Raw genomic sequence first — 17820 nt, 5'->3', positions numbered from 1 at the left:
GAGCGTCTGACGTGTCGGTCGACTTACTTAGCAAGCTAAGTTGCAAACTGTTGTTTGCGTCGTTGTCCGTGTCAGTGGGTGCGTATAATACATCGTAAAAATTCTAGCGCAAGGGCTTTTTAATAAAAGATTCATTTTTTTAGAATAAATCTGAAAGAAACTATAATTCAACGATCCGAAGCTCTTTGGGCATAGAGAAAGATACATTCTCTTCTCTACCTTTAAGCTCTTCTGGCGCACTGCCGCCTTCTTGTATAAGGCGATCGATCACTTCATTAATCAACACCTCAGGAGCGGATGCACCTGCGGTAACACCGACACTACGAACACCGGCCAACCAATCGCTTTGGATCTCGTTCGCATTATCAATCAAATGGGCTTTTGCTCCCATTCTTTCTGCCAACTCCCGCAGACGATTTGAGTTCGAGCTATTTACCGAACCAACGACGAGCACCAGTTCCGACTCTTTCGCTAGTGTTTTCACTGCATCTTGCCGATTTTGAGTTGCGTAACAGATATCGTCTTTCTTTGGGCCTTTAATATTAGGAAAGTAATGACGTAAGGCATCAATAACGACAGAGGTGTCATCCATTGAAAGCGTCGTTTGTGTAACAAAGGCCAACTTATCAGGATTTTCTACCGTTAGCTTCGCCACATCATCTGGATTTTCCACAAGGTAAATAGCGCCGCCCTGTTTATTATCATACTGCCCCATGGTCCCTTCAACTTCAGGATGACCATCATGACCAATCAAAATACACTCTGCACCATCGCGAGAGTAGCGCACTACTTCTAAATGCACTTTCGTCACTAACGGGCAAGTGGCATCAAATACTTTTAACCCACGCTTATCCGCTTCATCTCGTACCGCTTTAGACACACCGTGAGCACTAAAAATAACAATGTTGTCATCCGGCACTTCATCTAACTCATTAACAAAGACAGCACCGCGCGCTTTAAGAGACTCAACGACAAACTTGTTATGCACCACTTCGTGACGCACAAAAATAGGCGCCTCGAACAAATCCAAACATCGATTTACGATATCGATGGCTCTATCAACGCCAGCACAAAAACCGCGAGGATTGGCTAATTGAATGGCAAAGCTCATGCGACCTCCTCTACCATGACGATTTGAACTCGATAGGTTAGGGTGCGACCAGACAACGGGTGATTGAAATCCACCAGCACTTCGTTATCACTGATCTCTGCAATTACGCCTGGCAATTCATTTTTGCTCGCATCCGCAAATGACACAACCATACCCTCTTCTAAATCCATCGCGAATTGAGAGCGCGGCATACGCTGAATATTATTTTCATTACGCGCACCAAATGCTTGCTCTGGTGACATATCAAAACGGCCTTCTTGCCCAGCACTCATGCCAACCAGCACTTCTTCAAAAGCGGGCAGCAAGTTACCATCGCCAAAAACAAAACACGCAGGTTCATGGGAAAAATTGGAATCGACTATTTGACCGTCTTCTAAAGACAACTCAAAGTGCAACGTCACCTGACTATTAGTGGTAATTAAATTCATTCTTTTGGGCCTTTTTGTGGCTTCGCCAGCACACTTTCTAACAACATCAAAATAACACCAATGGTGATCGCACTATCCGCCACGTTAAAGGCGGGGAAATACCAAGACTGATGCCAATGAAACTCTAGAAAATCGACAACGTGACCATAGACTAACCGGTCGTATAAATTGCCAACAGCACCACCTAAGATCAAACTTAAGGACAACGCTTCCCAACGATTTGTCGCCGCTACTTTTGCTAATCGCCAACTAATGCCGACAACAACCGCTAAGGCGATAAAAGAAAAGAACCATCGCTGCCAACCACCTGCATTTGCCAAGAAGCTAAAGGCTGCACCTGTGTTATAGCGTAGCGTTAAATCAAAGAAAGGAAGCACAGGAACAGTCTGACCATAAGCAATGCTCGCTTCGATGCATTGCTTAGTCAGCCAATCCACTGCAAATATAACAAGTGCCAGCGCCCACCAGCGCTGGACTTGTTGCCATACAAAACGAATGGTCATTAAGCGTAAAGGCGTTGTTCACCTTCCCCATCTGGCAAGTTAGAGATACAGCGATCACACAATTCTGGATGTTCTGTACGCTGACCCACTTCTGGGCGATGATGCCAACAGCGAACACATTTCGTGTATTGGCTTAGCTCAACATGAACTTTAAGCCCTTCAAGATCGGTTGCTACTGCATCGTCTCCGGCTTGCGCCAATGGCAATACTTTCACATCAGAGGAAATCAGTACGAAGCGTAACTCATCATCAAGACGACTCAAGGTCGTTTGCAAAGCGTCATCGCAATACAAGGTAATTTCTGCGCTTAGGCTGGCTTTCATCTTTCCTTCGCTACGCGCTGCTTCTAATACTTTATTAGTAGCCACTTTGGCTTCCAGTACATGCTTCCAGAAATCACGACCCATAGGCTCATCGCCGGCCAGTGTCTCTAAACCTTCGTACCATGTTTCTAGGAAGACAGATTCACTTCGCTCGCCCGGCATTGCCTGCCATAACTCATCTGCTGTAAAGCTCAAGATTGGCGAGATCCAGCGAGTGAATGCTTCCATGATATGGTACAAAGCGGTTTGTGCAGAACGACGCGCCAAGCTATTAGGCTGTGTGGTGTACTGACGATCTTTGATGATGTCTAAATAGAAACCACCTAGATCCACAGAACAGAAGTTTTGAATTTTCTGATTCACTGTGTGGAACTGGTATTCGTTGTAAGCCGTATCCAACTCTGTTTGCAACAAAGCAGCACGATCGACAATCCAACGATCCAACGCCAACATATCGCTGCTTGGAACCACATCTGTCGCTGGGTTAAAGCCAGTTAAGTTAGACAACATAAAGCGCGCCGTATTACGAATACGACGGTATGAGTCTGCAACACGCTTCAGAATCTCATCAGACACGGTCATTTCAGTGGTGTAATCGGTTGCCGCTACCCACAAACGAATGATGTCCGCACCCAAGGTATCCATCACTTTTTGCGGCGACAAGACATTACCTAATGATTTCGACATCTTGCGACCATCGCCATCTACCGTGAAACCGTGCGTTAGCACTTGTTTATAAGGTGGCACACCGCGAATCGCGATAGACGTTTTCAATGACGATTGGAACCAACCGCGATGCTGGTCAGAGCCTTCCAAATACAAATCGGCAGGGAAGCTTAACTCTTCGCGTTGATCGATAACGGAATAATGGGTGACACCAGAATCAAACCATACATCTAGCGTATCCGTTACCTTGCTGTATTTTGCCGCATCATCACCCAATAGGGTTTCAGCGTCCATTTCGAACCAAGCATCAATGCCTTCTTGTTCGATACGCTTTGCTACTTCTTCAATCAAACGCGGTGTTTCTGGGTGCAATTCTTGTGTTTCTTTGTTGATAAACAAAGCAATCGGCACGCCCCAGGTACGTTGACGGGAGACACACCAGTCAGGGCTGTTATTCAACATCCCTTCCATGCGATTTTGTCCCCAGCTTGGCACCCATTTAACACCTTCAACCGCATGCTTAGCAGCATCAAGCAAACCTTCTTTGGTCATACTGATGAACCACTGTGGCGTTGCACGGAAGATCAATGGTGTTTTAGTACGCCAGCAATGTGGGTAACTATGGAAGATTTTCGATTCGAACACCAAAGCGTTGTTACGGTTTAGCGCATCCAGCACGGCACCATCGACCTTGTAAACATGCATGCCAGCAAACTCACCAGCCGCGTCTGAATAGACACCATTGTCTTGCACTAAATTAATGGTACCAATGCCATTTTCACGGCCAACGTTGAAATCGTCTACGCCATGATCTGGTGCAGTATGTACACAACCAGTACCGGCTTCTGTGGTTACGTGTTCACCCAAGATGATGGGGATATCACGATCCAAGAATGGGTGATTCAAAACAGTGCCTTTTAACTCTGCACCAACCGTGCGACCAACAATAGCAAAGTCTGTCACACCGTAGCGTGCCATCAAACCTTCGACCATGTCTTCTGCAACGATCAAGCGCTCTTTACCTAAGCCCATATCCACTTCGACGAGAGCGTAGTTAAATTCAGGGTGTACAGAAACTGCTTGGCTCGCTGGAAGCGTCCAAGGCGTGGTTGTCCAAATAACAACAGACACCTTGCCTTCGCCCGCCACATCAGAGAATTTCGCCAACAACGCCGCTTCATCTTGAGGGGCGTAACGCACATCCAATGACAAGGACGTTTTGTCTTGATATTCCACTTCGGCCTCAGCCAAGGCGGAACCACCGACCACACTCCAGTAAACTGGCTTGAAGCCTTTTACTAGGTGACCGTTTTCAGCAATCTTACCCAAAGCACGAACAATGTTCGCTTCGGTTTGGAAGTTCATCGTCAGGTAAGGATTTTCCCAATCCCCCATAACGCCCAAACGGATAAAGTCTTTTTTCTGTGCTTCGATTTGCGTGTAAGCGTATTCGCGGCATTTTGCGCGAAACTCTTTGTACGACACTTTCGTGCCCGCTTTACCAATCATCTGTTCGACTTTGTGCTCAATTGGCAAACCATGACAATCCCAACCAGGAATGTACGGTGCATCAAAACCACTAACGGTTTTAGACTTAACAATAATATCTTTGAGGATTTTGTTAACCGCGTGACCAATGTGAATACTGCCATTTGCGTACGGAGGGCCATCATGAAGAATAAAAGTTTTACGGCCTTTACTGACTTCGCGTACTTTGTTGTATAGATCCATATCCTGCCATTGCTTCAGCATTGCAGGTTCACGTTTTGCCAAGTCTCCACGCATTGGGAAATCTGTCTTTGGCAAATTAAGCGTCGGTTTATAATCACTCATGGTTTATCGATTTATCCTCAAAGATCATCAGTTCACTGATTAGGCAAAGAAGTGTATTGCTTCTTCTTTATCACATTGAATTTGTTTTTCCAGCGCATCTAAGCTGGCCATTTTTCGCTCTGCTCTAATAAAACAGCAGAAAGTAACCTGAACATATTTATCGTACAGATCACCATTAAAATTAAAAAGGTGTACTTCTAAAATTGGCGTCTTGCCTTGCACTGTAGGTCTCACGCCGACATTAGCCACTCCGTTATGCATTATGCCATCAACGGCAAGCTGTACCGCATACACACCAGACAATGCTGGCTGAGTCCCTTTTAAATGAACGTTCGCAGTCGGGAAGCCCAAGGTACGACCTAACTTTTGGCCACCTATGACTCGTCCACCCAAAATAACCGGATGTCCCATATTCTCTTGAGCCGAAGCGATATTTCCTGCTTCCAATGCTTGGCGCACTAACGTACTGCTAATACGCTCACCAGCATTGTTCAACACCGAGGGAGTGTTCTCTACATCAAAGCCATGCCCTTCACCAAATTGCTTAAGATAATCAAAATCCCCTTGGCGATCACAGCCAAAACGGAAATCGTCTCCTACCACCAAATGACGAACAGACAACCCTTGAAATAATATTTGCTGACAAAAAGCCTCGGCATCTAGCTGCTGAAGCTTAGGGTTAAACGGCAAACACAACACATAGTCGATGCCCTGCTCTTTCAAGAAAAATATTTTATCGCGCAATCTGCTAATACGCCCAGGGGCAGTAGCGGCAGCGAAAAACTCTCTTGGCTGTGGTTCAAAAATCATAATACCAGCAGGCACTTGATAATGTTCCGCAAGCGCTTTGACTCGATTCAAAATGGCATAATGCCCACGATGAACACCGTCGAAATTCCCTATCGTCAGCACACATTCTTTATGCTTTGAACGGATATTATGAATACCGCGTATTAACTCCATAGTACCTCGTTCAAGATAATTTCACCCAGCGCCGAAAAAATAACCGAGATTATATAGCAGATCACCAACCGAAGGTAGGCCAGAACTCGCACAACCTCAGTAACACAATCAACTAAAACACAAATCTATTAGTGCTTGAAGGCAGATGGCCTTAATCCCATAGCCACTGCGGCAATACCATAAACAACCACACCAACAACAACAACAAGCAGAATCTCTCCTACTCGATATAAATCACTCATCTGAGTCCAAACCAATCCTTGCTGAAGAAAAAAGTAAATCCAAACAGCTAAAGCAGTCGTGGCGCCCAACAGAACACGAATAATCAGCTTCCATTGAGGTGAGAAGTGATGATGCCCTTGTTTCCTCAAACCTCGCCATAATAAAAATGCATTTAACGCGGCTGACAGACTAGTCGCCAACGCTAAACCGACATGCCCCAAAGGCCAAACGAAAATCAGGTTGAGCACCATATTGGCAACCATCGCAATAATCCCGATACGCACAGGTGTCCTTGTATCCTGACGAGCGTAATAGCCTGGAGCAAGCACCTTAATCAACATCATGAAAACCAAACCCAAAGAATACGCTTGTAAGCTTTGTGCCGCTTTCGTGACATCCAATACCGTCAGCTCACCACGATAAAAAATAGTAGCAATCAAGGGCTCAGCCAACATACACAACGCCAATGCCGATGGCACTGCAATTAGCAATAAAACACGCAACGCCCAATCCAACGTATTTGAAAACTCTTTCGAGTCTTTACCCGCGAAACTACGCGATAAAGAGGGCAAAATTACCGTACTAATCGCTATCGCAAAAATACCTAGCGGCAATTCGTACAGACGATCCGACAGGTACAGCCAAGTAATACTCCCGGTTTGCAGAAACGACGCCAACACCGTATCTAACAACAAATTTATTTGCCCAACCGAAACACCAAATAAAGCAGGACCAATTAATATCAAAATACGCTTCACACCTGGATGCCGAAATTGCAGCGACGGCATCGGCAATAATTTAAGGCGCGCCAAAAATGGCATCTGAAATAATAATTGGACCACTCCAGCACAAAACACACCCCATGCTACCGAAGTTTCTGCTTCAAGCGCATTGCGTGCAAAGACCAAGGTGGCTATCAACAAGGTGATATTAAGAAAAATCGGAGTAATGGCCGGGACTGCATATTCGCCATGGGCATTTAAAATACCGCCAGCCAATGCCGTCAAAGAAATAAACAATAAATAGGGAAAAGTAATCGTCAACAACTCAGAAGCCAAGCGTGCCTGATCACCGCCCGTTGTAAAACCTGGCGCGAAGATATACACAACCCATGGGGCGCACACCATAAACAAAACAGTAATCAATAAAAGAATCAACGCTAACGATCCAGATACTGCCGATATTAACGCTCGCACCTCTTCTTTCGTATTGTTAACTCGATAATCGCTTAATACTGGAACAAAGGCCTGAGCAAATGCGCCTTCGGCAAATAATCGACGAAAAAAGTTCGGTATTTTGAAAGCCACGTAAAAGGCATCCGCTCCCGCGCTTGCTCCCAATACATAAGCCAATGAGGCATCTCGGGCTAAACCGAGTATGCGAGATAAAAAGGTACAAACAGCCACCAAGACACCAGATCGTAACAATGAACTACTTTTAGGTGTTTTTTTCGGGGTGATATTATTTTCTGACATAATGATTTTACTAACCATTCCAACAAATTGAGGCAAGAATACCACCGGAATACGCAACAAGGCAGGGAAATAAGCCAGTAGTTTTGGTGATTATTTGTATAATGGGGTTGTGGCAAGCTCAAAAACTGGTAAAATCCGCCGCGAGATTACGAAGTCATACTTGACATTCATTTCACGACGCAGCACAGTGCTGTGCCGTTTCCTAACATAACGAAAGGAGCCAGACTGTGGCAAATTCCGCCGGTTCAAAAAAACGTGCGCGCCAGGCGATCAAACGTCGCGCTCATAATGGTAGCCTGCGCTCTATGGTTCGCACATACTTGAAAAAAGTAGATGCAGCTATCGAAGCAGGTAATCAAGCTGATGCACAAGCAGCTTACGTTCTAGCAACTTCTAAGCTAGACAAAGCAGCTGATAAAGGCCTTTATCACAAAAACAAAGCAGCTCGTCATAAGAGCCGCTTGAGTGCTAAAATCAAAGCCCTAGCTTAATGCCTATAAAAAAACCGGCTTCTGCCGGTTTTTTTATATCTTATTCTTCTCTTTTTAACTTAAAAGAACCAAACACCACACCACTACGGCCAATACCAAAGTCAGCATAACCGCAGCTGACCCCAAATCTTTAGCACGGCCAGACAACTCATGATGCTCATCACTAATTCTATCGACTACCGCCTCAACACTTGAGTTCAACGTTTCAACAATCAACACCATACCAACAGAAAAAATCAGCAGTGCCCGCTCAAGCGCAGAATCACCTAACCAAAGCGCAAAAGGAAGAGCTATAATAAATAAACACACCTCTTGGCGAAAAGCAGCCTCATGCTTCCATTGAGCTCGAAGACCTTGATACGAATAGCGAGATGCGCTCAACACTCGCGCCAAACCAGACTGTCCCGGCTTTGCCATTACACACTCCTAACCAACTATTAAGTAATTAACCAATCAACTATTAGCCACTCAATCAGCAACGATTTAAACAATCACTAGATTATCGCGATGCACTAACTCAGGCTCACCTTCGTAACCTAAAACACCTATTATTTCAGAAGAACAGCGACCAAGTAACTTCAGTGTTTCAGCCACACTATAGTTAACCAAGCCACGAGCAACAACCACACCGTCCTCATCAACACACAACACCATATCGCCACGAGAAAAAGAACCTTCAGCGTCTTTTACGCCTACAGCCAGCAAACTAGTTCCCTCTTTACGAAGTGCCTTAACGGCACCAGCATCAAGTGTCAAGGAGCCTCGACTCTTAAGGTGCCCAGCCAGCCACAACTTACGAGCGGCTTGTCGGCAATGGTCAGGCTCTAACCAAGTGCCAATATTCTCACCCATCGCAGCCCTAATAATGACATTGTTTTCACGCCCAGAAGCAATTAATGTGTCAGCTCCGGAACGGGCAGCCAATCGAGCCGCTCGAATTTTTGTCAGCATTCCACCACTACCTAACGCCCCTGAGCCACCACTCGCCATAGACTCTAGACGCTCGTCAGAAGCTGACACATGAGGCAATAAAACAGCATCGCTATAATCGCGTGGATTTTTGTCAAACAAACCAAGTTGATCCGTCAGAATAATTAACACATCCGCTTCGACTAAATTCGCAACTAACGCGCCCAAAGTGTCATTATCCCCAAAACGAATTTCATCGGTTACAACCGTATCGTTTTCGTTAACAATGGGTACAACGCCAAAATCTAGCAAAGTACGCAACGAAGAGCGTGCATTTAAATACCGCCGACGATTAGACAAATCATCATGTGTCAGTAAAATTTGTGCAGTACATAAATCGTGCTGCTCAAAATGGGATTCGTAAACCCCTACTAACTCCATTTGCCCAACAGCGGCTGCTGCTTGCAGCTCATTCACCTGGGTCGGTCGAGAAGAGAACCCTAAACGCTTCATGCCAGCCGCGATGGAGCCAGATGACACCAAAACCACTTCTTTGCCTTGCGCCCTTAGCTCTGCTATCTGAGCGACCCAAAGACCAATACGAGCTACATCAAGACCTTGACCATCATTGGTCAACAATGCACTGCCAATTTTAACCACTACACGGTGCGCTTTAGCAATTCTCTCTCGAATTTCCATGATACTGCTTTCTATCTCATCAAGCCTAATTAACGAACGTATTCTACGTCCACATCATAATCATCATCGTCAAAGTTTTCGTCATCATCTAACAGCTTACCTGCTTTACGACGATTTTCTCGTAGAGACAAGATACGATTGCGACCTTCTTCGTCGATCAACGTACGCATAGCCTCTTCTTTTTCACGAGCTTCATCATCATTTGCCAGCAATTCACGCTTCTCTTCAAGCGCCGTCATTAGATCAAGACACAACACTTCCGTACCTTCGCCAGAGATAGCCGAAATACGGTATGCTTTACCTTCCCATCCCAATGCGTCGATTACGCTTTGGCAGCGCTCTTCAAGCTCATCATCTGGCACCATATCCGTCTTATTCAGAACTAACCAACGATCACGTTGAGCCAATGCTGGACTAAACTGGTGGAGCTCATTGACAGCAATAACAGCCGCTTCTGCAGGTGTAATTTCATCCCAAGGCGCCAAATCGACAATGTGAAGCAAAATACGATTACGCACTAGGTGCTTCAAGAAACGAATACCAAGACCCGCTCCTTCAGAAGCGCCTTCGATAATTCCCGGAATATCGGCAACAACAAAGCTCTGATGCTTTTTAACTTTTACCACACCCAAGTTTGGTACCAGCGTAGTAAACGGATAATCAGCTACTTTTGGCTTAGCAGACGATACGGAACGGATAAATGTAGACTTACCAGCATTTGGCAGACCTAACAAACCCACGTCAGCCAATACCTTCATTTCTAATTTAAGCGAACGCTCTTCGCCTACCGTTCCCTTTGTCGTCTGACGCGGAGCACGGTTAGTACTAGATTTAAAGCGCGAATTACCCAAACCATGATGGCCACCCAAAGCAACTTTGAGCTTCTGACCGGCTTTTACAAGGTCACCTAAGGTTTCCCCTGTATCTTCATCAATAACAGTGGTCCCAACAGGCACTACAATCTCAAGATCCTGGCCTTTTGAGCCAGTCATATCACTACCTTGGCCACTTTCACCGCTTTCTGCGATGTATTTTTTAGTAAAGCGAAAATCAATCAGGGTATTTAAGGATTCATCAGCAACCAGCAAAACGCTGCCGCCATTTCCTCCATCACCACCATCAGGACCGCCCTTCGCTACGTATTTTTCACGCCAAAAGCTCAAACAACCATTTCCGCCTTTACCCGCTCTTACATAGATACTGGCTTCATCAACGAATTTCACAGATTCACCTCTTAGGTGCATTATCAGAATCAACAGATACTGATTATAGGATTTTTCCAAAAAAAAAGCCCCGCATAGCGGAGCTCTTTTTGAGTTTTTAGTAAAACTAAGCTGTAGCGACAGGTGCTGTAACAACAGACACTGTACGACGCTTCAATTTACCTTTAACTTCAAATTTCACTTGGCCTTCTACAACAGCAAACAAAGTGTGATCTCTACCAATTTTAACGCCTGCACCAGGGTGGAACTGAGTACCACGCTGACGAACAAGAATATTACCTGGGATCACAACTTGACCACCGAAACGTTTGACACCTAATCGTTTCGACTCGGAGTCGCGACCGTTATTAGTACTACCACCCGCTTTTTTATGAGCCATGACTTACTCCTTAAATTAGTTTAGTTAGGGCTTATTTAATGCCAGTTATTTTCACTTCCGTGAACCACTGACGATGACCCATACGTTTCATAGAATGCTTACGACGGCGGAATTTCAAAATTTTCACTTTGTCTCCACGGCCATGAGTAACAACTTCTGCTGTTACTTTAACGCCTTCTACAACAGGAGCGCCAATTTTAACGTCGTCGCCATTGCAAACAAGAAGAACGTCGTCGAATTGAACAACGCCACCTTCTTCAATAGCTAATTTCTCAACTTTAAGGGTTTGGCCTTCTTGTACTCGGTATTGCTTACCGCCAGTTTTAATTACTGCAAACATGTTCTTCTCCAATGAGATTTACCCGGCTACTAAATTGAGTTTTACCTACTTCTAGTGGTTCCCAAATTCTTATCAAAAAATGATAAAAATTCACTTACCATATGATAGGGAGCAAAACGTGGGCAAATCGGACGCGAGATTGTACAAAATCACACCACTCAAAACAAGAGAAAAGGTAGTGTATTGTATATTTTTCATATTTTGGGTTGACCGCGGCGCGGTGCTTACCTAGCATGGGCTGAACTTGCTGTTCAGCTTGAGACTTTTTAGCTTCGGAAATTGCATGCAATCCAAAAAAATCCATGATGTTGTAGCCAATGAATTTGGCCAGGTTAACGACTACATTGTGTCACAGCTTCGCAGTGACATTCCGCTTATTGAGCAAATTGGTTACTACATTATTAGTAATGGTGGTAAACGATTACGCCCTTTATTAGTTCTTCTTGCCGCGCGAGCAAGTGCAGACTTAGATTCTGACAAACTAGAAAAAGCCATCAAAATGGCAACTGTCATTGAATTTATCCATACATCCACACTGCTACACGATGATGTGGTGGATGAGTCTGATATGCGCCGAGGCAAAAAAACAGCTAACGAAGAATGGGGGAACGCCCCTAGCGTATTAGTTGGAGACTTCTTATATACCCGTGCCTTTCAATTGATGGTTAATATCCGCAGCATGGAATGTATGTCCATTTTAGCGGAAACGACCAACATTATCGCAGAGGGTGAGGTACAACAACTGATCAACTGCGGTGATCCTGACACAACGGAAGAGAGTTACTTAAAAGTCATTCAGTACAAAACCGCAAAATTATTTGAAGGGGCCGCGCTTTGCGGTGCCGTCATTGCGGATGCCGCCCCACACTATCAAACCGCCTTACAACAATATGGAATGTATGTTGGTACTGCCTTCCAATTGATCGACGATGTAATGGATTACACCAGCACCGCCGAAGAAATGGGCAAAAGTGTGGGAGATGACCTTTCGGAAGGTAAACCGACTCTGCCGTTAATATTCACCATGAAAAACGGCACTAAGGAAGCGGCAGACCGAGTCAGGCAAGCTATTTTGACTGGTGGACTTGATCATCTTGATAAGATAATTGCGGATGTTCAAGCTTGTGGCGCCATTGAATTCACGCAACAACGAGCACAGCAACAAGCCGACTTAGCCATTAAATCCATTGCGATCTTACCAGAATCAGATTATAAAAACGCATTGATTACAATAGCAAAAACATCGGTCAATCGTAGAGCGTAATCCCCTAGTTACATAGTCAAATAGGAAACAGAGCGCCTCAATTAGCGACGCTCTGTTTCCTATTTAGACTCTTTCCCTAGCAATCCTTTAATCAGTTGTGCTGTTTTTTCGGGGTGCTCTTGCATAAAACAATGACCACCCTCCACCTCAATGACGGTAATATTCGAATTTAAACGTTCGGCGAGTCGATACGCCTCTTTAAAGTAAGGGAACGAATGTTTACCCTGAATAATATATGCCGGCACAGAGATTGAACGAATTGCCTTCCATAAGCCTCTTGGGTAACTCGCAAAAATGTCAGACTCCATCCAAACGGGGCAAGATAGCTGATACAACCCACTACTTTCATCTTGCCTAATAGAATGCTGAATATAATCATCTAAGCATAAAGGGTCCCAACCTTTAAATATGCCTCTTCCAGTAAAGCTGGCCTTCACTTGATCCATAGTTTCCCATTGAGTCCGACGACGTTTGGCTTGTTTCGCTAAAGGAATCTTTCCTTTTAGCCCAAACAAAGATGCACCCCGCAATAGCCACAGAAGACGGGGCGGGAATAAGGCCGGATCAAGCAATATAAGCCGATCAAATACAGTGGGATCTTGCGCACTCATCAAAGTAGTCATACAGCCGCCAAAACTGTGACCGACGCCAATATTTTCAGTTTTTGGCAATGCCACTTCATGAGCCTTTAAACTTATTGAAAAGCGCTCTGCGGTTTCATTCCAACCAACAAAGCGCTCTCCGGTCGATGAGCCACCATGTCCAGCGGCCTCTTGTAAGATTAAATTATAATCCTCTGCAAAGCTTGCTAGGAAACGCTGGTAGGAGCGGACAGCAAAACCATTACCATGCAAAAAATGTAAATTAGGGCGGTCAAACTTAAGCTGATTCGTATACGCCATCGTAAAACCGTCTTCGAAGTCATATCGCTGTGCACTCAACCACTCATTACTCTGTAGCAACGTAGACAAAATCATTTACCGCCTTATACAACACTCCAGTTTCGCTTTATCAAAAAGGGTTATCTATACCCCTTTTCGTCTCTAATTCTAAAATAACACGCCTTTTTATAAGTAGAGAGCACTAAATGGTCACTTTTTACGCAGTCTAAACGCTTTTTTTCCACTCAAACATTCATATTACTTGCTTGAGACGCTATAATTCGTTGGATTTTATACTGCTAACTGGACCACTCAACTCAGCATAGCTAAATCGAGTTATTCGCTGAATGTGGAAATAGGATTATAATGACTACAGCTTCCTCGTTTGAAAAAGACGAACTATTACAATGCGGCAACGGTGATATGTTTGGTGCAGGCAATGCTCAACTTCCAGTTGGGAATATGCTGATGATTGATCGAATTACTCATATTGCAACCGAAGGTGGCAAATACGGTAAAGGCGAAATCATAGCTGAGCTTGATATTCATCCAGACCTTTGGTTCTTCAAATGCCACTTTCCTGGTGATCCAGTAATGCCTGGCTGTTTAGGTTTGGACGCTATGTGGCAACTCGTTGGCTTTTTCCTAGGCTGGAAAGGCAACAAAGGCCGCGGTCGTGCGCTGGGTTCTGGTGATGTAAAATTCACAGGTCAAATCCTCCCAACCGCTAAAAAAGTTACCTTCCATATTCACCTTAAACGCGTCATAGAACGCAAGTTGATTATGGGTATTGCAGACGGAAGCGTATCTGTTGATGGTCGAGAAATTTATACTGCACAAGATTTACGTGTAGGTCTATTCTCTTCAACAGACAACTTCTAAAGATTAAGAGTAAAAGAGGCACATTTATGCGTCGTGTAGTAGTAACAGGTCTTGGTATTGTCAGTTGCTTAGGTAATGACAAAGAAAGCGTTTTGAACTCCTTGCGCGAGGGCCGTTCTGGTATTCGTTTCGCTGAAGATTACAAAGAAAAAGGCTTTCGTAGCCACGTTTGTGGTCGCATCGACTTAGATTCATCCAATATTGATCGTAAGGTTCGCCGTTTCATGGGCGATGCGGCAACATATGCATATGAATCCATGCAACAAGCTATAACGGATTCCGGCTTAACTGAAGAGCAGGTTTCTAATATTCGCACTGGTTTGATTGCTGGTTCTGGCGGTGCATCCGCTCAAAACCTAGTAGAATCCGCTGACACTCTACGTGAGAAAGGCGTGAAACGAGTGGGTCCATACCGCGTAACCCAAACCATGGGAAGTACCGTTTCTGCTTGTTTGGCTACGCCATTCAAAATCAAAGGCGTTAACTACTCAATCACTTCTGCTTGTTCAACCAGTGCGCACTGTATTGGTAATGCTATGGAGCTTATCCAGCTTGGCAAACAAGACGTTGTATTTGCCGGTGGTGGCGAAGAAGAAAGCTGGGCGCAAACATGTATGTTTGATGCCATGGGTGCTTTGTCTTCTAAATACAATGAAACACCAGAAAAAGCGTCTCGTGCTTACGATTCAAACCGTGATGGTTTCGTTATCGCTGGCGGCGGCGGTATTCTAGTGATCGAAGAGCTAGAACACGCTAAAGCTCGTGGTGCAAAAATCTATGCTGAGCTAGTAGGTTACGGTGCAACATCCGATGGCTACGACATGGTTGCTCCTTCTGGTGAAGGCGCGAAGCGTTGTATGCAAATGGCAATGAGCACTATTGACGGTGAGATTGATTACATCAACACTCACGGTACTAGTACACCTGCTGGTGACATGAAAGAACTACAAGCAGTGAATGAGACATTTGGTGATAACATCCCATCTATTAGCTCAACAAAATCACTGTCTGGCCACTCTTTGGGTGCGGCCGGGGTTCATGAAGCAATCTACTGCTTGCTAATGATGGAAAACAAATTCATCACAGCATCTGCTAACATCGATGATCTAGACGAAGCCGCAGGTAACATTCCTGTTGTAACAACTCGTCAAGACAACGTAGATTTGAACCTAATCATGTCTAACAGTTTTGGTTTCGGCGGTACCAACGCCAGCCTAGTATTCAAAAAATACGACGCATAATCTAATCTGACTGATCATTCAGTACAGAATCAAAAAAGCCGCATTTTATAATGCGGCTTTTTTTATGACACTTTACTCAGCACTTAAACAAGACCATGCATGGTTGTATTATTTTCCGTTGGGCAGCTTCGCCATTTCGGCGCGCATCCACTGCTCCATTTCGTTATGCAACTCAGACGTTTTTTTCCCTTCTGATTCAATCACTGGTCCAATAACCAAACGAATCGAGCCCGGAAACTTAAAGAAACTCTTACTTGGCCACGCATATCCAGCGTTATGCACCACAGGCAAGATCGGCGCCTTGGCCGAGGTAGCCAACATGGCTGCGCCCTTATTAAATTCTTTGGTTTCTGTTGGCTTGGTGCGAGTGCCTTCAGGAAAGATCAACACCGAACGCCCGTCTTCTAGACGCTCCTTGCCCTGACTCATAATTTGTTTCAGTGCATTCGTTCGCTTAGAACGATCAATCGCAATAGGTTGCACCATACGCAACCCCCAACCAAAAAAGGGAACGGACAACAATTCTTTTTTAAGCACCGTAGAGACAGGCGCCATTAGAACTTGCAGTACATAGGTCTCCCACTCACTTTGATGATTCGCCACCAGCACCACTGGCCGATTTTTATTAATGTGCTCACGGCCAATGATTTCGATCTTCACACCACACAAAATGCGAAACACAAACAACAAACCCTTGTTATGTTGGTTAAGCACTGGCTGGCGATAGTCTTTCGGCAATAGCACAGTGGCAAATGGCGCAAGTACGCCAAAAAAGACCGTTGACAACATATAATACACAAAGAAAATGGTTGAGCCGATCCACGACCTTAACAAGATTCCTAAACGCACAATCGATACCTCAACTTCTATTCATTTAGATATTTTTGTTGCTGCTTTAACGGGTTGGCATACATGGCGATGACCGTGTCACGCAACTCCGGTGGACAGCTTTCTAGATACGTAGAAAACGCGCTGTCTGTCGACGGCTTGCCTTGCTGAATGGCTAACGCCGCTTCGTTACTCGCTTGGATGGCGTAGCTTGTGATGATCTGACGATCCACTTCCGCGACTAAAGCTTCAGGGGTATCAATGCCTTCTTTAAGCACATCTCCAAACGTCACGACGACTTTGCCCTTTTGCCCAACGATGCCATTTTTGATGCTATCGATGTCTTCAAACTCAGACTTTTCATAATTACCGGTAGTCGATTTTTCATGCAATTCACGTGCTTTATCAAACGCACATGGATCGTATTCATAGGAAATCGACACAGGGACAATTTTTAAATTGGCCATGGCATCAGCAAAACTTACTTTCTCTTTTTTCTGACTCATGTACAACATCTTGATCAGCGCAGGGTCGGTTTGATCCACTCCATCTTTCGCGCGCCCTTCTTTCTGAGCAATCCAGATATTGCATTGGTCTTTCGTAAGAGAGTGCGTAATGTAACCTGATAACTGCCCAAAAGCGGCCATCATTTCACGAATACCATTCACCGAGCGTTTCACAATAAAGCTTTTGTTTAAACGCATCAGATCAGACACAAAAGGGCGACGCAATAAGTTATCACCAATGGCGATACGAACCGTGTTCAAACCCGCCAAATACAAGCCATAATTGACAAACGCAGGGTCCATCGCAATGTCTCTATGGTTAGATAAAAATAAATAACCTACCTCTTTTTCTAGCTTTTCAATACCTCGATATTCTACGTCAGTCGTCGTGGTTTTAATCATACGGTCCATGTAACCCGCAACACGCATCTGAAAGTCATGAACATTTTTAATATTGGCCACTTGACGCCTTAGCGCCAATTTTACCGCAAACGCCAACGGCGCTTGCAGTAATTTCGGCCAACCCGCAAAACGGAAGCCGACAATCGTATTAATAAAATCTGGCGTGTCTACCAGGTTGTGCAACACCTCAACGACTTCATCGTCGTTGTAAGGGCGTATATCATGAAACTGATCCATTTAATTTTCCGCTA

The 17820-nt window shown here is 44.8% G+C and carries 18 protein-coding genes; 4 read left to right on the top strand and 14 right to left on the bottom strand.

Annotated elements, in window-relative coordinates:
- Positions 1 to 160 precede the first annotated feature (160 nt).
- From ispH to murJ, 6 genes are all read right to left on the bottom strand, one after another.
- The gene (gene ispH, locus E0D70_RS14660; RefSeq protein WP_133013027.1) at positions 161 to 1111 is read right to left on the bottom strand and encodes a 4-hydroxy-3-methylbut-2-enyl diphosphate reductase; all 951 of its coding nucleotides are present in this window, start codon (positions 1109 to 1111) and stop codon (positions 161 to 163) included.
- Positions 1108 to 1539, bottom strand: coding sequence for an FKBP-type peptidyl-prolyl cis-trans isomerase (locus E0D70_RS14655; RefSeq protein WP_133013026.1), 432 nt, complete (start codon positions 1537 to 1539; stop codon positions 1108 to 1110). The genes ispH and E0D70_RS14655 overlap by 4 nt, the downstream gene beginning before the upstream one ends.
- Positions 1536 to 2042 carry a signal peptidase II gene (gene lspA / locus E0D70_RS14650; protein ID WP_133013025.1) on the bottom strand — a complete coding sequence of 169 codons (507 nt, stop codon included), beginning with the start codon at positions 2040 to 2042 and terminating at the stop codon, positions 1536 to 1538. Before lspA ends, E0D70_RS14655 begins: the two co-directional genes overlap by 4 nt.
- Positions 2042 to 4864 carry an isoleucine--tRNA ligase gene (gene ileS, locus E0D70_RS14645; RefSeq protein WP_133013024.1) on the bottom strand — a complete coding sequence of 941 codons (2823 nt, stop codon included), beginning with the start codon at positions 4862 to 4864 and terminating at the stop codon, positions 2042 to 2044. The genes lspA and ileS overlap by 1 nt, the downstream gene beginning before the upstream one ends.
- Positions 4865 to 4903: 39 nt before the next feature.
- Entirely contained in the window at positions 4904 to 5827 is a 924-nt protein-coding gene (ribF, locus tag E0D70_RS14640; protein ID WP_133013023.1) for a bifunctional riboflavin kinase/FAD synthetase, read from the bottom strand.
- A 128-nt stretch (positions 5828 to 5955) separates the two neighbouring features.
- Complete coding sequence (gene murJ / locus E0D70_RS14635) at positions 5956 to 7524, bottom strand: murein biosynthesis integral membrane protein MurJ (protein ID WP_133013022.1); 1569 nt, start codon at positions 7522 to 7524, stop codon at positions 5956 to 5958.
- A gap of 227 nt (positions 7525 to 7751) precedes the next feature.
- Between murJ and rpsT the strand changes: the two genes are divergently transcribed.
- The gene (gene rpsT / locus E0D70_RS14630; RefSeq protein ID WP_115898992.1) at positions 7752 to 8015 is read left to right on the top strand and encodes a 30S ribosomal protein S20; all 264 of its coding nucleotides are present in this window, start codon (positions 7752 to 7754) and stop codon (positions 8013 to 8015) included.
- A gap of 54 nt (positions 8016 to 8069) precedes the next feature.
- On the opposite strand, the gene E0D70_RS14625 is transcribed toward rpsT, so the two are convergent.
- The 5 genes from E0D70_RS14625 to rplU form a co-directional block, all read right to left on the bottom strand.
- Positions 8070 to 8432 carry a diacylglycerol kinase gene (locus tag E0D70_RS14625; protein ID WP_133013021.1) on the bottom strand — a complete coding sequence of 121 codons (363 nt, stop codon included), beginning with the start codon at positions 8430 to 8432 and terminating at the stop codon, positions 8070 to 8072.
- A 66-nt stretch (positions 8433 to 8498) separates the two neighbouring features.
- Positions 8499 to 9623 carry a glutamate 5-kinase gene (gene proB, locus E0D70_RS14620; protein WP_133013020.1) on the bottom strand — a complete coding sequence of 375 codons (1125 nt, stop codon included), beginning with the start codon at positions 9621 to 9623 and terminating at the stop codon, positions 8499 to 8501.
- A 29-nt stretch (positions 9624 to 9652) separates the two neighbouring features.
- Positions 9653 to 10846 (bottom strand): Obg family GTPase CgtA, encoded by a 1194-nt coding sequence (gene cgtA / locus E0D70_RS14615; protein WP_133013019.1) that lies wholly within the window; start codon positions 10844 to 10846, stop codon positions 9653 to 9655.
- 106 nt (positions 10847 to 10952) lie between these two features.
- The gene (gene rpmA / locus E0D70_RS14610; protein WP_133013018.1) at positions 10953 to 11225 is read right to left on the bottom strand and encodes a 50S ribosomal protein L27; all 273 of its coding nucleotides are present in this window, start codon (positions 11223 to 11225) and stop codon (positions 10953 to 10955) included.
- A gap of 31 nt (positions 11226 to 11256) precedes the next feature.
- Entirely contained in the window at positions 11257 to 11565 is a 309-nt protein-coding gene (rplU, locus tag E0D70_RS14605; RefSeq protein ID WP_133013017.1) for a 50S ribosomal protein L21, read from the bottom strand.
- A 283-nt stretch (positions 11566 to 11848) separates the two neighbouring features.
- Between rplU and ispB the strand changes: the two genes are divergently transcribed.
- The gene (gene ispB, locus E0D70_RS14600) at positions 11849 to 12829 is read left to right on the top strand and encodes an octaprenyl diphosphate synthase (RefSeq protein ID WP_133013016.1); all 981 of its coding nucleotides are present in this window, start codon (positions 11849 to 11851) and stop codon (positions 12827 to 12829) included.
- 59 nt (positions 12830 to 12888) lie between these two features.
- Here ispB and E0D70_RS14595 read toward each other — a convergent pair whose 3' ends face one another.
- Positions 12889 to 13806: an alpha/beta fold hydrolase gene (locus tag E0D70_RS14595; protein WP_133013015.1), complete on the bottom strand. Its 918-nt coding sequence runs from the start codon at positions 13804 to 13806 to the stop codon at positions 12889 to 12891.
- 270 nt (positions 13807 to 14076) lie between these two features.
- Here E0D70_RS14595 and fabA point away from each other — a divergent pair, with 270 nt between their 5' ends.
- Positions 14077 to 14592: a bifunctional 3-hydroxydecanoyl-ACP dehydratase/trans-2-decenoyl-ACP isomerase gene (gene fabA / locus E0D70_RS14590; RefSeq protein ID WP_133013014.1), complete on the top strand. Its 516-nt coding sequence runs from the start codon at positions 14077 to 14079 to the stop codon at positions 14590 to 14592.
- Positions 14593 to 14618: 26 nt separating this feature from the next.
- Positions 14619 to 15833, top strand: a complete 1215-nt coding sequence (fabB, locus tag E0D70_RS14585; RefSeq protein ID WP_133013013.1) for a beta-ketoacyl-ACP synthase I — start codon at positions 14619 to 14621, stop codon at positions 15831 to 15833.
- Positions 15834 to 15941: 108 nt separating this feature from the next.
- Here fabB and E0D70_RS14580 read toward each other — a convergent pair whose 3' ends face one another.
- Together E0D70_RS14580 and E0D70_RS14575 are read right to left on the bottom strand one after the other, a co-directional pair.
- On the bottom strand, positions 15942 to 16682 hold the full coding sequence (locus tag E0D70_RS14580) for a lysophospholipid acyltransferase family protein (protein ID WP_240537152.1): 741 nt from the start codon (positions 16680 to 16682) through the stop codon (positions 15942 to 15944).
- A gap of 17 nt (positions 16683 to 16699) precedes the next feature.
- A complete protein-coding gene (locus E0D70_RS14575; protein ID WP_133013012.1) occupies positions 16700 to 17806 on the bottom strand; it encodes a 1-acyl-sn-glycerol-3-phosphate acyltransferase in 1107 nt (368 codons plus the stop codon).
- Positions 17807 to 17820 lie beyond the last annotated feature (14 nt).

The sequence above is a fragment of the Marinomonas flavescens genome, from assembly GCF_004352835.1.
GTDB lineage: Bacteria > Pseudomonadota > Gammaproteobacteria > Pseudomonadales > Marinomonadaceae > Marinomonas > Marinomonas flavescens.
The sequence above is the reverse complement of the archived record's forward strand: the minus strand, read 5'-3'. Positions and strand labels throughout refer to the sequence as shown.

Excerpts from the sequence above, each read along its gene's own strand:
- ispB (WP_133013016.1), top strand. The coding sequence starts at position 11,849 with ATGCAATCCAAAAAAATCCATGATGTTGTAGCCAATGAATTTGGCCAG.
- fabB (WP_133013013.1), top strand. The coding sequence starts at position 14,619 with ATGCGTCGTGTAGTAGTAACAGGTCTTGGTATTGTCAGTTGCTTAGGT.
- rpmA (WP_133013018.1), bottom strand. The coding sequence starts at position 11,225 with ATGGCTCATAAAAAAGCGGGTGGTAGTACTAATAACGGTCGCGACTCC.
- E0D70_RS14595 (WP_133013015.1), bottom strand. The coding sequence starts at position 13,806 with ATGATTTTGTCTACGTTGCTACAGAGTAATGAGTGGTTGAGTGCACAG.
- E0D70_RS14625 (WP_133013021.1), bottom strand. The coding sequence starts at position 8,432 with ATGGCAAAGCCGGGACAGTCTGGTTTGGCGCGAGTGTTGAGCGCATCT.
- proB (WP_133013020.1), bottom strand. The coding sequence starts at position 9,623 with ATGGAAATTCGAGAGAGAATTGCTAAAGCGCACCGTGTAGTGGTTAAA.
- ileS (WP_133013024.1), bottom strand. The coding sequence starts at position 4,864 with ATGAGTGATTATAAACCGACGCTTAATTTGCCAAAGACAGATTTCCCA.
- fabA (WP_133013014.1), top strand. The coding sequence starts at position 14,077 with ATGACTACAGCTTCCTCGTTTGAAAAAGACGAACTATTACAATGCGGC.
- E0D70_RS14655 (WP_133013026.1), bottom strand. The coding sequence starts at position 1,539 with ATGAATTTAATTACCACTAATAGTCAGGTGACGTTGCACTTTGAGTTG.
- ispH (WP_133013027.1), bottom strand. The coding sequence starts at position 1,111 with ATGAGCTTTGCCATTCAATTAGCCAATCCTCGCGGTTTTTGTGCTGGC.
- E0D70_RS14575 (WP_133013012.1), bottom strand. The coding sequence starts at position 17,806 with ATGGATCAGTTTCATGATATACGCCCTTACAACGACGATGAAGTCGTT.
- rplU (WP_133013017.1), bottom strand. The coding sequence starts at position 11,565 with ATGTTTGCAGTAATTAAAACTGGCGGTAAGCAATACCGAGTACAAGAA.
- lspA (WP_133013025.1), bottom strand. The coding sequence starts at position 2,042 with ATGACCATTCGTTTTGTATGGCAACAAGTCCAGCGCTGGTGGGCGCTG.
- ribF (WP_133013023.1), bottom strand. The coding sequence starts at position 5,827 with ATGGAGTTAATACGCGGTATTCATAATATCCGTTCAAAGCATAAAGAA.
- murJ (WP_133013022.1), bottom strand. The coding sequence starts at position 7,524 with ATGTCAGAAAATAATATCACCCCGAAAAAAACACCTAAAAGTAGTTCA.